Source organism: Faecalibacterium sp. An122, from assembly GCF_002160895.1.
GTDB lineage: Bacteria > Bacillota > Clostridia > Oscillospirales > Ruminococcaceae > Faecalibacterium.
This window is the reverse complement of sequence record NZ_NFLL01000003.1, coordinates 83039-95554: the sequence shown is the minus strand read 5'-3', so window position 1 is coordinate 95554 and position 12516 is coordinate 83039. Positions and strand designations below refer to the sequence as shown.

25 protein-coding genes are annotated in these 12516 nt (G+C 58.9%); all 25 read right to left on the bottom strand.

What is annotated here, in order from left to right:
- Positions 1 to 22 precede the first annotated feature (22 nt).
- The 25 genes from B5E67_RS03865 to rpsS all read right to left on the bottom strand — a co-directional run bounded on the left by B5E67_RS03865 (position 23) and on the right by rpsS (position 12507).
- The gene (locus tag B5E67_RS03865) at positions 23 to 982 is read right to left on the bottom strand and encodes a DNA-directed RNA polymerase subunit alpha (RefSeq protein ID WP_087246340.1); all 960 of its coding nucleotides are present in this window, start codon (positions 980 to 982) and stop codon (positions 23 to 25) included.
- A gap of 99 nt (positions 983 to 1081) precedes the next feature.
- Positions 1082 to 1684 (bottom strand): 30S ribosomal protein S4, encoded by a 603-nt coding sequence (gene rpsD / locus B5E67_RS03860; RefSeq protein WP_087246339.1) that lies wholly within the window; start codon positions 1682 to 1684, stop codon positions 1082 to 1084.
- A 20-nt stretch (positions 1685 to 1704) separates the two neighbouring features.
- The gene (rpsK, locus tag B5E67_RS03855; protein WP_087246338.1) at positions 1705 to 2112 is read right to left on the bottom strand and encodes a 30S ribosomal protein S11; all 408 of its coding nucleotides are present in this window, start codon (positions 2110 to 2112) and stop codon (positions 1705 to 1707) included.
- Positions 2113 to 2126: 14 nt separating this feature from the next.
- Positions 2127 to 2498 (bottom strand): 30S ribosomal protein S13, encoded by a 372-nt coding sequence (gene rpsM, locus B5E67_RS03850; RefSeq protein ID WP_087246337.1) that lies wholly within the window; start codon positions 2496 to 2498, stop codon positions 2127 to 2129.
- Positions 2499 to 2582: 84 nt separating this feature from the next.
- Positions 2583 to 2696 carry a 50S ribosomal protein L36 gene (rpmJ, locus tag B5E67_RS03845; protein ID WP_005921832.1) on the bottom strand — a complete coding sequence of 38 codons (114 nt, stop codon included), beginning with the start codon at positions 2694 to 2696 and terminating at the stop codon, positions 2583 to 2585.
- Between the two features lie 33 nt (positions 2697 to 2729).
- On the bottom strand, positions 2730 to 2981 hold the full coding sequence (infA, locus tag B5E67_RS03840) for a translation initiation factor IF-1 (RefSeq protein WP_087246336.1): 252 nt from the start codon (positions 2979 to 2981) through the stop codon (positions 2730 to 2732).
- Positions 2982 to 3282: 301 nt separating this feature from the next.
- Entirely contained in the window at positions 3283 to 4056 is a 774-nt protein-coding gene (gene map / locus B5E67_RS03835; RefSeq protein WP_087383011.1) for a type I methionyl aminopeptidase, read from the bottom strand.
- Positions 4057 to 4059: 3 nt separating this feature from the next.
- Positions 4060 to 4692 carry an adenylate kinase gene (locus B5E67_RS03830; RefSeq protein WP_087246334.1) on the bottom strand — a complete coding sequence of 211 codons (633 nt, stop codon included), beginning with the start codon at positions 4690 to 4692 and terminating at the stop codon, positions 4060 to 4062.
- Positions 4693 to 4824: 132 nt separating this feature from the next.
- Positions 4825 to 6120, bottom strand: coding sequence for a preprotein translocase subunit SecY (secY, locus tag B5E67_RS03825; protein WP_087363793.1), 1296 nt, complete (start codon positions 6118 to 6120; stop codon positions 4825 to 4827).
- A 1-nt stretch (position 6121) separates the two neighbouring features.
- Positions 6122 to 6562: a 50S ribosomal protein L15 gene (gene rplO, locus B5E67_RS03820; protein ID WP_087246332.1), complete on the bottom strand. Its 441-nt coding sequence runs from the start codon at positions 6560 to 6562 to the stop codon at positions 6122 to 6124.
- 18 nt (positions 6563 to 6580) lie between these two features.
- A complete protein-coding gene (gene rpmD, locus B5E67_RS03815) occupies positions 6581 to 6766 on the bottom strand; it encodes a 50S ribosomal protein L30 (RefSeq protein WP_087246331.1) in 186 nt (61 codons plus the stop codon).
- 15 nt (positions 6767 to 6781) lie between these two features.
- A complete protein-coding gene (gene rpsE / locus B5E67_RS03810) occupies positions 6782 to 7282 on the bottom strand; it encodes a 30S ribosomal protein S5 (RefSeq protein WP_087246330.1) in 501 nt (166 codons plus the stop codon).
- A 19-nt stretch (positions 7283 to 7301) separates the two neighbouring features.
- Complete coding sequence (gene rplR / locus B5E67_RS03805) at positions 7302 to 7661, bottom strand: 50S ribosomal protein L18 (protein ID WP_087246329.1); 360 nt, start codon at positions 7659 to 7661, stop codon at positions 7302 to 7304.
- 18 nt (positions 7662 to 7679) lie between these two features.
- Entirely contained in the window at positions 7680 to 8231 is a 552-nt protein-coding gene (gene rplF, locus B5E67_RS03800) for a 50S ribosomal protein L6 (protein WP_087246328.1), read from the bottom strand.
- A 17-nt stretch (positions 8232 to 8248) separates the two neighbouring features.
- A complete protein-coding gene (gene rpsH, locus B5E67_RS03795) occupies positions 8249 to 8647 on the bottom strand; it encodes a 30S ribosomal protein S8 (RefSeq protein ID WP_087363790.1) in 399 nt (132 codons plus the stop codon).
- Between the two features lie 118 nt (positions 8648 to 8765).
- Positions 8766 to 8951 carry a type Z 30S ribosomal protein S14 gene (locus B5E67_RS03790; RefSeq protein ID WP_087231894.1) on the bottom strand — a complete coding sequence of 62 codons (186 nt, stop codon included), beginning with the start codon at positions 8949 to 8951 and terminating at the stop codon, positions 8766 to 8768.
- A 16-nt stretch (positions 8952 to 8967) separates the two neighbouring features.
- Positions 8968 to 9510 (bottom strand): 50S ribosomal protein L5, encoded by a 543-nt coding sequence (gene rplE / locus B5E67_RS03785; RefSeq protein ID WP_087246326.1) that lies wholly within the window; start codon positions 9508 to 9510, stop codon positions 8968 to 8970.
- Between the two features lie 17 nt (positions 9511 to 9527).
- Positions 9528 to 9842, bottom strand: a complete 315-nt coding sequence (gene rplX / locus B5E67_RS03780) for a 50S ribosomal protein L24 (protein ID WP_087246325.1) — start codon at positions 9840 to 9842, stop codon at positions 9528 to 9530.
- Positions 9843 to 9854: 12 nt separating this feature from the next.
- A complete protein-coding gene (gene rplN, locus B5E67_RS03775) occupies positions 9855 to 10223 on the bottom strand; it encodes a 50S ribosomal protein L14 (protein WP_087383008.1) in 369 nt (122 codons plus the stop codon).
- Positions 10224 to 10272: 49 nt separating this feature from the next.
- Complete coding sequence (rpsQ, locus tag B5E67_RS03770; RefSeq protein ID WP_087246323.1) at positions 10273 to 10530, bottom strand: 30S ribosomal protein S17; 258 nt, start codon at positions 10528 to 10530, stop codon at positions 10273 to 10275.
- Between the two features lie 12 nt (positions 10531 to 10542).
- The gene (gene rpmC, locus B5E67_RS03765; protein ID WP_087246322.1) at positions 10543 to 10728 is read right to left on the bottom strand and encodes a 50S ribosomal protein L29; all 186 of its coding nucleotides are present in this window, start codon (positions 10726 to 10728) and stop codon (positions 10543 to 10545) included.
- On the bottom strand, positions 10718 to 11158 hold the full coding sequence (rplP, locus tag B5E67_RS03760; RefSeq protein WP_087231879.1) for a 50S ribosomal protein L16: 441 nt from the start codon (positions 11156 to 11158) through the stop codon (positions 10718 to 10720). Before rplP ends, rpmC begins: the two co-directional genes overlap by 11 nt.
- The gene (rpsC, locus tag B5E67_RS03755; RefSeq protein WP_087246321.1) at positions 11158 to 11871 is read right to left on the bottom strand and encodes a 30S ribosomal protein S3; all 714 of its coding nucleotides are present in this window, start codon (positions 11869 to 11871) and stop codon (positions 11158 to 11160) included. Before rpsC ends, rplP begins: the two co-directional genes overlap by 1 nt.
- Before the next feature lie 16 nt (positions 11872 to 11887).
- On the bottom strand, positions 11888 to 12223 hold the full coding sequence (rplV, locus tag B5E67_RS03750; RefSeq protein ID WP_087231873.1) for a 50S ribosomal protein L22: 336 nt from the start codon (positions 12221 to 12223) through the stop codon (positions 11888 to 11890).
- Positions 12224 to 12240: 17 nt separating this feature from the next.
- On the bottom strand, positions 12241 to 12507 hold the full coding sequence (gene rpsS / locus B5E67_RS03745) for a 30S ribosomal protein S19 (protein WP_087246320.1): 267 nt from the start codon (positions 12505 to 12507) through the stop codon (positions 12241 to 12243).
- Positions 12508 to 12516 lie beyond the last annotated feature (9 nt).

Here is a 12516-nt window from a genome sequence, read left to right as displayed (position 1 = left end):
CCGTTTCACTCCTTAAACAATTTTAGTTATCATCGTCTGTGTTCAGCTTGAAGCCGAGCGAGTCAAGCTTCGCCATGACTTCCTCCAGGCTCTTGCGGCCCAGATTGCGGACTTTCATCATTTCGTCCTCGCTCTTGCTGACCAGGTCTTCCACCGTGTTGATGCCTGCACGCTTCAGGCAGTTGAAGGACCGGACGCTCAGGTCCAGCTCCTCGATGGTCATCTCGAGGGCCTTTTCCTTGTCGTCGGTGGTCTTCTCCACCATGATCTCAGTGCCGGCGGCTTCGTCCGACAGGTTGACGAACAGGTTCAGGTGCTCGGTCAGCACGCGGGCGGCAAGGCTCACAGCCTCCTGCGCGTTGATCGTGCCATCCGTCCAAACCTCGAGGGTCAGCTTGTCGTAGTCGGTGATCTGGCCTACGCGGGTGTTGTCCACGCTGTAGTTCACCTTCAGCACGGGGGTATAAATGCTGTCGACGGGAAGAGTATTGATGTCATTCTTCTCGACGATGCTCTGCTTGTTGCGCTCTGCGGGCACATAGCCGCGGCCCTTGTCGAAGGTCAGCTCCATGACGAGCCGGCCGCCCTCGCCCAGGGTAGCAATGTGCCATTCAGGATTCAGGATCTCGATCTCGTCGCCCTGTTTGATGCTGTCAGCAGTGACCTCACAGGGGCCCACTGCCTCGACACGCACCGTTTTGGGGCCGTCAGAGTACAGCTTTGCAGCAATACCCTTCAGGTTCAGGACAATTTCGGTAACGTCTTCCTTGACGCCCTCAATGGTGGAGAACTCGTGGACTACGCCGTCGATCTTGACACTGGTCACGGCGACACCGGGCAGAGAAGACAGAAGAACTCTGCGCAGGCTGTTGCCCAGCGTGATGCCGAAACCGCGCTCCAGAGGTTCTGCTACGAATTTACCGTAGCGGCCGTCAGGCGAGAGGCTCGCCGTTTCGATTTTGGGACGTTCAATCTCCATCATATCAATGTCCTCCTTGTAAAACCGACGTCACCATCGGCCCATTCTGCAATTCTGAAAAGAATCCGGCGGGCTGTCCCTGCGGGCATCCGCCCAATGGGATTACTTGGAGTACAGCTCGACGATGAGATGCTCGGCGACTTCGTAATCGATGTCGCTGCGCTCGGGCAGACGGGTAACGGTGCCCTTCAGGGTACCGGCCTCGCGCTCCAGCCAGGCGGGCAGAGCCACAACGGGTGCCTCGGGGCCGGTCAGCTTGGCAAACTTAGCCGAAGAACGGCTGGACTCGCGGACCTCGACCACGTCGCCGGCCTTCACCTGGTAAGAGGGGATGTTGACCTTCTTGCCGTTGACGGTGAAGTGGGCGTGGGAGACCAGCTGACGAGCGTCGCGGCGGGTCTGAGCGTAGCCCAGACGGAACACGACGTTGTCCAGACGGCACTCCATCATCTGGAGCAGGTTCTCACCGGTCTGGCCAGGACGGGCAGCGGCCTTTTCAAAGGTGTTGCGGAACTGCTTCTCCAGAACACCGTAGATGAACTTGACCTTCTGCTTCTCCTTCAGCTGCATGGCATACTCAGACTGCTTCTTGCGCATGTTGCCATTGGAGTTGCGGGTAGTATTCTTCTTTGCATAGCCCATGACTGCAGGAGAAATGCCCAGGGCCTTGCAACGCTTTGCGATAGGCTGCGTATTCTTTGCCATAATTTAGTTTCCTCCTTCAATCAGACACGGCGGCGCTTCGGGGGCCGGCAGCCATTGTGGGGGATGGGGGTCACGTCCTTAATCAGGGTGACCTCCAGGCCGGTGGCCTGCAGCGCACGGATCGCGGACTCACGGCCAGCGCCGGGGCCCTTGACGTAGACCTCAACGGTCTTCATGCCATGCTCGATTGCGGTCTTGGCAGCGGTCTCAGCTGCGGACTGTGCAGCAAACGGAGTGCTCTTGCGGCTGCCGCGGAAGTTCAGGCTGCCCGAGGAGCACCAGGAAATAGCGTTGCCCTGCAGGTCGGTGATGGTGACCACAGTGTTATTGAAGGTAGACTGGATGTGAGCCTGACCAGCGACAACGTTCTTGCGCTCTCTGCGCTTGGTACGGACAGCGCCCTTTTTGGCGTTATTAGCATTAGCCATTTCTCAAATCCTCCTTACTTCTTCTTGTTAGCGACCGTGCGCTTGGGACCCTTGCAGGTGCGGGCATTGGTCTTGGTGCGCTGGCCACGGCAGGGCAGATTCTTGCGATGGCGAATGCCGCGGTAAGACTGGATCTCCACCAGACGCTTGATGTCCAGTGCGACGTTGCGGCGCAGGTCACCCTCAACGATGATGTTGGCCTGGTCGATATAATCACGGATCTTGGCTTCTTCCTCACGGGTCAGATCCTTCACGCGGGTATCGGGGTTGATGCCAGTGGCAGCCAGGATCTTGTCCGCAGTGGTGCGGCCGATCCCGTAGACGTAGGTGAGACCTATCTCGATCCGCTTCTCGCGGGGCAGGTCAACGCCGGCAATACGTGCCATAATAATTTCCTCCAAAAATGATCCCATGTCAGTGTCGGGGTCTGCGCCGGGACTCTACGCACTTGACCCCCTAGCGCCGGCTGATTAGCCCTGGCGCTGCTTGTGCTTGGGGTTCTGGCAGATGACCATCACGCGGCCTTTGCGGCGGATGACCTTGCACTTTTCGCAGATGGGCTTCACGGAAGGTTTGACCTTCATGATGTTGAACCTCCTTTTGGTTGGTCCTGGCGTTTATTTGGAACGCCAGGTGATGCGGCCCTTCGTCAGATCGTAGGGCGACATTTCGACTGTGACCTTATCGCCGGGCAGGATGCGGATGAAGTTGGTCCGCAGCTTGCCGGAGATGTGCGCCAGCAGGGTGTGGCCGCTGGGCGTGAGCTTCCCGGTGGCCTTATCCTCGCTCAACATTTCCACCTTAAAGATGGCGTTGGGCATCGCTTCGCGCACGATGCCTTCAATCTCGATAACGTCTTCTTTAGACAAGCTATTTGCCTCCTTATGGATCTGCTCAGTTTGTCTTGTGCGGACGGGGGCAGTGAGCGCCACATACTTCCCTCTGAGCGGCACAAAATCCGCAAACAAGCAGAATGACCCTGCTTGCCGAGAAAGCATCTGGCCTCCACAGCCATTAGTGAATTATACACCTTTTTGCTGCAGAATGCAAGGGGTTTTTTCGTATTTCCGATAAAAATTTCCGCCCTTTTTCAAGAGCGGAAATCTTTCCTTTTTGTGCATTTCGCCGGGGCGAAGCGCCCTGCCCTGTCCGTTCCGATTCGCGGCGGAATCAGAGGGTAAAGTTCGGGTCTTCCCAGCCCAGGGTCATGATTTCGGTGTGGTCCCGCAGGATGGCCACCGAGTGCTCAAAATGAGCAGCCAGGCCGCCGTCCTTGGTCTTGACGGTCCATCCGTCGGACAGAGTCTTGACCTTGGGGCCGTACTGACAGATCATCGGCTCGATGGCGATGGTCATGCCCGGCACCAGCCGCGGGCCGCGGCCGGGGTTGCCGTAGTTGGGCACTTCGGGGTCCTCGTGGAGCTCACGGCCGGTGCCGTGGCCCACGAACTCCCGCACCACCGAGAAGCCGGCCTCCTCACAATAAGTCTGGACCGCGTGGCCGATGTCGCCGATGCGGTTGCCAGCCTTGGCCTGGGCGATGCCCAGGTGCAGGGCCTCCTTGGTGACGTCCAGCAGGCGCTGGGCCTCCAGGTCCACCTTGCCCACCGGGAAGGTGCAGGCGTTGTCACCGTTGAAGCCGTCCACCTTGGCGCCGGTGTCAATGCTGACGATGTCGCCCGGGCGGATGATAATGTCATGGGAGGGGATGCCGTGAATGACGGTGTCGTTCAGGCTGATGCAGGCCGACCCGGGGAAGCCGTACAGCCCCTTGAAGTTGGGGGTGCCGCCGTGCTTGACGATGAACTCATAGATGAGCTTATCCAGCTCCCAGGTGGTCATGCCGGCCTCGATGTGCTCGCCGCCGTATTTCAGGGCAGCGGCGCTCAGGGCGTTGGCCCGGCGCATGCCCTCCAGTTCTTTTGCGTTTTTGATCTGAATCAATGCTTATGCCTCCAGGGCTTTCATCACTTCCGCCGTCGTAGCCTCGACGGTGCTGCCGCTCTCCACCACGGCCAGTTTGCCGCGGCTGCGGTAGAAGTCGATCAGGGGTTCGGTCTGGGCGTGGTAGGCCTTGAGACGGTCGCGCACCGTCTCGGGCTGATCGTCCTTGCGGGTGACCAGCTGGCCGCCGCAGCTGTCGCAGACGCCCTCCACCTTGCTGGGCTTGGTGTGGATGTGGTAGCTGGCGCCGCACTTCTCGCAGACGCGGCGGCCGCTCATCCGGTTGAAGATGACCTCTTCATCCACGGCCAGGTCCAGAACTTTGTCGATGCGGATGCCCATCCGCTCGATGGCCTCGGCCTGGGCGATGGTGCGGGGCACGCCGTCCAGAATGAAGCCCTTGGCGCAGTCGGGCTGTGCCAGCCGGTCCTTCAGGATGCCGATGATGACGTCATCGGGCACCAGGCCGCCTGCGTCCATGTAACTCTTGGCCTTCAGGCCCATCTCGGTGCCCTCCTTGACGGCGGCCCGCAGAATGTTGCCGGTGGAAATGGCCGGGATGCCCAGCTTTGCGGTGAGGACTTCGGCCTGGGTGCCCTTGCCCGCACCCGGGGCGCCTAATAGAATGAGATTCATTTCCATGCTCCTTTCTTACCTGTCTTATCACGTGATATAAACAAAGGCACTGAAAAATCGAGGGTGCCTCTCTTTTCCAGTGCCTTTGACGACGGTGTGTATTCTGTTTGGGAAATTCCCGTCAGGAAATCATCAGCCCAGGAAACCCTTATGATTGCGCATGGTCATATAGCTGTCCAGGCTGCGGGTGGTGTCCAGAGCGACACCAACCACGATCAGCATGCTGGTACCGCCAAGCTGGATAGCCACGCCGGTCACATTGCCCAGGATGATGGGCAGTACAGCCACGAGTGCCAGGAAGACACCGCCGATCATGGTGATCTTGCTCAGCGTCTTGATGATGAAATCGCTGGTGGGCTTGCCGGGACGGAAGCCGGGAATCGAGCCGTTGTTGCGGCGCAGATTGTTGGCGATCTCAATCGGGTTGTACTGGATGGAAACGTAGAAATAGTTGAACGCGACGATCAGCAGAACATAGACGATCACGTAGAGCGCCGAGGTGTAGTTGAAGGTACTGAAGAATGCGTACCAGATGGGGTGCTCTACGGGGTCGACGTTGATGAAGCTGCCGATGGTGCCGGGGATCGAGCAGAAGGTGCTGGCGAAGATGATGGGCATAACGCCGCTCATGTTCAGCTTGAGGGGCAGATAGCTGTTCTGCCCGCCGATCTGCTTGCGGCCCACAACACGGCGTGCGTACTGGATGGTGATGCGGCGCTCGGCGTTGGTCATGATGACGATGAACACCACCACGGCCAGAGCCAGAACCACCAGCACCGGCAGCAGCACGTAGTACAGCGGCTGACCGCTGGAAGCGCGGGTCAGCATGTCGGTGACCATGGTGGTGACCGACGACCAGTTGGACACGATGGAAGCGAAGATGATGAGGGAGACACCGTTGCCGATGCCCTTGTCATCGATCTGCTCACCGCACCAGGTGGTCAGCTGTGCGCCGGCGGTAAAGGTCAGGATCACCACGATGGCGGTGAAGATGCCAGCCGCGCCGGCGGTGTACTTGAGGGCGCCCATGTTGCGCACCAGGAAATAGTAGCCGATACTCAGCACCAGTGCAATGCCGGCGCCCACATAGCGGGTGATCTGGCGGATCTTGGCCTGGCCGTCGGATTCCTTGGCCAGGTTTTCAAGATACGGGATCGCAACGCACAGCAGCTGCACAATAATGGAGGCATTGATATAGGGTGTGACGCCTAACGCGAAAATCGTGCACCGGGACAGCGCGCCGCCGCTCATCATGTCGAGGTAGGTCAGCATGCTGCCATTTGCGAACATTGCAGTGAGCGCATCGCCCGATACGAAGGGCACAGGGATCGCGCTGCCCAGACGGTAGACGATCAGAATGCCCAGGGTAAAGAGCAGACGGCTCTTCAGCTCAGGGATTTTCCATGCGTTTCGGAATGTCTGAAACACCTTACATCACCTCAGCCTTCCCGCCTGCCTTCTCGATTTTCTCTTTGGCAGAAGCAGAAAAGGCTGCAGCCTTGACGGTCAGGGCCTTGGTCAGCTCGCCGTTACCCAGAATCTTAACACCGTCGAGGGTCTTCTTGACCAGGCCTTTAGCCTTCAGTGCCTCGGTATCAACCACAGCACCAGCCTCGAAAACCTTCTCCAGGTCTGCCACGTTCACGATGGCATACCGGGTAGCGAAAATGTTGTTAAAGCCGACCTTGGGCAGACGGCGCTGCAGCGGCATCTGGCCGCCTTCGAAACCAGCGCGCTTGACGCCGGAACGGGCCTTCTGGCCCTTGCTGCCGTAGCCGGCAGTCTTGCCATTGCCCGAGCCAATGCCGCGGCCCTTGCGGGTGCGAGCCTTGTTGGCGCCGGGAATCGCGTGTAATTCATGAAGATTCATTGCGTGTACCCCCTGCTGTTACGCTTCGGTGACGCTGAGCATGAAGCCGATCTTGGCGATCTTGCCCTGCGTAGCGGCATTGTCAGGCTGGACGGTGACGTCGCCCGGCTTCTTCAGGCCCAGGGCCTCGGCAGTTGCGATCTGCTTCTTGCCGCGGCCAATCAGGCTCTTCTTCAGCTCGATCTTGAGCATCTTATCTGCCATGGTGTGTTACCCTCCTCAGCCCAGAATTTCTTTAACGGTCTTGCCCCGCTTCTCAGCGACCGACTCGGCGCTGACCAGGCCGCACAGGCCTGCGAAAGTAGCAGACACAACGTTGATGGGGTTGTTGGAACGCATGGACTTCGCACGGATGTCCTTGATGCCAGCAGCCTCGATGACGGCGCGCACAGGGCCGCCAGCGATCATGCCGGTACCGGGGGCAGCGGGCTTGAGCAGGACAGCGCCAGCGCCGTACTTGCCCACGATCTCATGCGGGATGGTGGTGCCCTTAGTGGCGATCTTGCACATGTTCTTCTTGGCAGCGGCCTCACCCTTGCGGATAGCCTCGGGCACTTCGCCCGCCTTGCCGATGCCGTAGCCGATGGTGCCCTTGCCGTCGCCGACGACCACCAGAGCGGCAAACTTCATGATGCGGCCGCCCTTAACGGTCTTGGACACGCGGTTGATGGAGACCACCTTGGTGATCATGCCGTCGTCTTCACGGTTTCTCATAGCCATAACTGTCTTCCTCCTCTCGTTACAGCTTCAGGCCGCCCTCACGGGCGCCGTCAGCCAGGGCCTTGACACGGCCATGATAAACGAAACCGCCGCGGTCGAACACGACCTCAGTGATGCCCTTCTCCAGAGCGCGGGCAGCAATCTTCTTGCCAACCTGGGCAGCGGCCTCGACGTTGCCGCCGAAACCTTCAAAGTCCTTGTCCATGGTGGACGCCGACACCAGAGTCACGCCCTTCTCATCATCGATGATCTGAGCGTAAATGTGCTTGGCGGAGCGGAAAACATCCAGGCGAGGACGAGCGGCGGTGCCGCTGATCTTGCCGCGAACGCGGCGATGACGACGAAGACGGGCTTCGTTCTTGTCGATCTGCTTAACCATTGTCTTTCACTCCTTACCTTATTTCTTGCCCTTGCCGGCTTTGCCTTCCTTGTGCTTGACAACCTCGCCCTTGTAGCGGATGCCCTTGCCCTTGTAGGGCTCGGGCGGCTTCTTGGCGCGGACTTCAGCGGCAAACTGGCCGACCTTCTGCTTGTCGATGCCGGTAATGGTGAAGTTGTTGGGGTCCTGCCACTCGATCTTGATGTCGTCAGTATCCGACACGATCACCTGGTGAGAGAAGCCCAGGTTCATGACCAGGTTGGAGCCCTGCTTCTGGCAGCGCAGGCCGACGCCCACGATCTCCATCTGCTTGGAGTAGCCGTTGACAACACCGTTCACCATGTTGGCGATGTTGGTGCGGGTCAGGCCGTGCAGGCTCTTGGCCAGGTTCTCGTCATTGGGGCGGGTAACCAAAACTTCATTGCCCTCGACCTTAACGGTCATCAGGGGATGATAGTTGGAATTCAGGCTGCCCTTGGGGCCCTTGACGGCGACGGTGTGAGCTGCCTCATCGACAGTGACAGTGACGCCGGCAGGAATGACGATGGGTTTTCTTCCAATTCTCGACATTGTCTTTTACCCCTTTCTTACCACACGTAGGCCAGAACCTCGCCGCCGACGTGCGCAGCACGGGCGGCCTTATCGGTCATGATGCCCTTCGAGGTGGAAATGATTGCGATGCCCAGGCCCTTCATGACGCGGGGCATATTCTCGCAGTTGGTGTAGATGCGCAGGCCCGGCTTGGACACGCGCTTGAGGCCGGCCAGAACAGGCTCGCCGTTGGCCTGGTACTTCAGGTTCAGCACGATGGTGCCCTGAACGGTGTCGTTCTTGACCTGCATGCTCTTGACGTACCCTTCGTCGACCAGGATCTGGCAGATGGCCTTCTTCATGTTAGAAGCCGGGATCTCCACAGAAGGGTGTTTGGCAGTGCTGGCGTTGCGGATGCGAGTGAGCAGGTCCGCGATAGGATCGGTGATTTGCATGCCACTAACCTCCTTAGATTAGTTGTTTGTGTTTGTTTGTGTTCTTTTTATAATGATACCGCCCCGAAACCTTCAGCCCCGGGGCGGGTATCCAACTACCTGTCAGGCCCCGGTCAAATTACCAGGAAGCCTTCTTGACGCCCGGGATCTCGCCCTTGTAGGCCAGCTCACGGAAGCACACACGGCACACGCCGTACTTGCGCAGCACCGAGTGGGGCCGGCCGCAGATGCGGCAGCGGGTGTATGCGCGGGTGGAGAACTTAGCAGGGCGGGCCTGCTTGAGCTTCATAGACAGCTTTGCCATTGGTTAATCTCCTCCCTTAGTTGTTCTCGAAGGGAGCGCCCAGAGCCTTCAGCAGCTCCTTGCCCTCTTCATCGGTCTTAGCGGTGGTGACGAAGCAGACATCCATGCCGCGGACGGCGTCGACCTTGTCGAAGTCGATCTCGGGGAAGATGATCTGCTCCTTGATGCCGCAGGCGAAGTTGCCACGGCCGTCGAATGCGTTGCCGTTGATGCCGCGGAAGTCACGGACACGGGGCAGAGCGACGTTGAAGAAGCGATCGACGAACTCGTACATACGGTCGCCGCGCAGGGTGACCTTGCAGCCGATGGGGGTGCCGGCGCGCAGCTTGAAGTTAGCAACGCTCTTCTTGGCGCGGCAGACAACAGCCTTCTGGCCGGTGATCTGAGCCAGGTCCTTCATGACGGCCTCGAGGATCTTCTCGTTCTCCTTGGCCTCGCCGCAAGCGACGTTGATGACGACCTTGTCCAGCTTGGGGATCTGCATGACGCTCTTGTAACCGAACTTCTTGTTCAGAGCAGGAGCAATCTCATTGACATACTGTTCTTTCAAACGAGCCATTGTTTCCTACTCCTCTCTTACAGCTCAGCGCCGCACTTCTTGCAGACGCGGACCATCTTGCCGTCCTTCTCAACATGGCCGACGCGGACAGCCTTGCCGCACTTGGGGCAGATGGGCATCACCTTGGAGGCGTACAGAGCGCCCTCAGCCTTGACGATGCCGCCCTGCTCGCCCTGACGGCGGGGCTTGACGTGCTTGGTAACCATGTTCTGGCCTTCAACAATGACCTTGCCTTCGGAGGGGCTGACCTGCAGAACCTTGCCGGTGTGGCCCTTGTCCTTGCCGCTGATGATCATAACGTTGTCGCCGGTTTTAACATGAAGATTATTCATAAGAAAACCTCCTTACAGCGATTCCGGAGCCAGGCTCAGGATCTTGGTGTAGCCGGCCTCACGCAGCTCACGGGCCACCGGTCCAAAGATACGGGTGCCCTTGGGGCTCTTGTCAGCCATGACGATAACGGCGGCGTTCTCATCAAAACGGATGTAGGACCCGTCGTCGCGGCGGATGCCGTGCTTGCTGCGCACGATGACAGCCTTCACAACGTCGCCCTTCTTCACGGTGCCGCCAGGGGCTGCCTTCTTGACAGAGCAGACCACGACGTCGCCAATATTTGCATATCTCTTGCGGGTACCGCCCAGCACGCGGAAGCACATCAGCTCTTTGGCACCGGTGTTGTCGGCAACTTTGAGATAAGTTTGCATCTGAATCATATCAGACTTCTCCTTTCAAACTGTTCAAAGCAGCGGAGTTGAGAAAAGCTTACTTTGCCTTCTCAACGATACGGACCAGGCGCCAGCGCACATCCTTGCTCAGGGGGCGGCACTCCATGATCTCCACACGATCGCCGATGCCGCACTCGTTCTTCTCATCGTGAGCCTTGAACTTAGCGGTGCGCTTCAGGATCTTCTTGTACAGGGGGTGCTGCACGCTGTCCTTCACGGCAACCACGATGGTTTTGTCCATCTTGTCGGAAACGACCACGCCAACGCGGGTCTTGCGCAGATTACGTTCTTCCATCGTCTGACCTCCTTACTGCTTCTCAGCCAGAACGGTCATCACACGGGCGATGTCGCGCTTGACTGCTTCGATGCGGCCGGGGTTCTCCAGCTGGTTGATGGCATGCTGGAAACGCAGGTTAAACAGCTCGGCCTTCAGGTCTGCCAGCTTGCTGGTCAGCTCTGCGGGCTGCATTTCGCGGAGTTCATTAGCCTTCATTGGTGCCATCCTCCTTCACGGAGTCCTCGCGGACAACAAATTTGCACTTGATGGGCAGCTTGTGCATAGCCAGGCGCAGAGCCTCGCGTGCGGTAGCCTCATCGACGTCCGCCAGCTCGAACAGCACGCGGCCGGGCTTAACAACTGCCACCCAGTACTCGGGCGAGCCTTTACCGGAACCCATTCGGGTCTCAGCGGGCTTCTCAGTAACGGGCTTGTCGGGGAAGATCTTGATCCAGACCTTGCCGCCACGCTTGATATAACGGGTCATGGCGACACGGGCGGCCTCGATCTGCGCAGAGGTGATCCAGGCCGGCTCCAGGGCAACAAGGCCGTACTGGCCCTGGCACACCACGTTGCCGCGGGTGGCCTTGCCGGTCATGCGGCCGCGCTGAACGCGGCGGTACTTAACACGCTTAGGCAGTAACATTACTTGTTGCCTCCTTCCTTCTTAGGAGCGCTCTTAGCGTTCTTGGCGCTCTTGAGGACCTCGCCCTTGTAGATCCACACCTTGACGCCGATGCGGCCGTAGGTGGTGGCTGCCTCTGCGAAGCCGTAGTCGATGTCGGCGCGCAGGGTCTGCAGGGGGATGGTGCCCTCGTGATAGCTCTCGGTGCGGGCGATGTCAGCGCCAGCCAGACGGCCGGAGCACATAGCCTTGATACCCTTTGCAGGGACGGTGCTGCGGTCGCGGGGGCTCATGGCATTGCGGATGCACTGCTTCATGGCGCGACGGAAGGTGACGCGGTTCTCCAGCTGACGGGCGATGTCCTCAGCCACCAGCTGAGCGTTGGTGGAGGGGCTCTTGACCTCGATGACGTTGACCACGACGGTCTTGCCATACTCCTTGGTCAGCTTGTTCTGCAGAGCGACGCGCTCCTCACCGCCCTTACCGATGACCATACCGGGCTTAGCGCAGTAGACGTTCACGGTAACGCGGGGTGCGGAGGTGGAAGAATCCACAGTGCGCTCGATCTCGATCTTGGGGACACCGGCGTCCTTGAGCAGAGCCTTCAGCTCAGTGCGGATCTTGTGGTCCTCCACCAGATTATCGCTGAAGTCCTTCTTGGAAGCAAACCAGCGGCTGTCCCAGTCTTTAATAACGCCGACACGAAGTCCGTGCGGATTAACTTTCTGGCCCATTTGTTTACCTCCTCACTTACTCTTTCTCTTTCAGAACGACGGTCATGTGGCTGGTGCGCTTCAGGATGCGGTAGCCGCGGCCCTGGGCGCGGGGCATCATCCGCTTCAGCGTGGGGCCGGGGCAGACGTAGCACTCGGCCACATAGAGGTTGTTCTTATCCATATTGAAGTTGTTTTCTGCATTTGCAGCTGCAGACTTCACCAGCTTCAGAAGGGGCTCACAAGCGGCCTTCGGGGTGTACTGCAGGATTGCCATCGCTTCGTCCAGGGGCTTGTTGCGGATGAGGTCCATCACGATCGAAACCTTGCGAGGACTAATGCGGGCATAACGAAGAATTGCCCGAGCTTCCATGTTTGTGTTCCTCCTTCTTACTTCGAATTGCCGGTGTGGCCCTTGAAGGTGCGGGTGGGCACGAACTCACCCAGCTTGTGGCCAACCATATCCTCGGTGACGTACACAGGCACATGCTTGCGGCCGTCATGGACGGCGAAAGTGTGGCCCACGAACTCGGGGAAGATGGTGGAGGCCCGGCTCCAGGTCTTGATGACCTGCTTCTTGCCAGAAGCGTTCATCGCTTCCACGTGCTTCATAAGAGCAGGCTGGACGAAAGGTCCCTTTTTAATACTTCTACCCATGGTCTACAC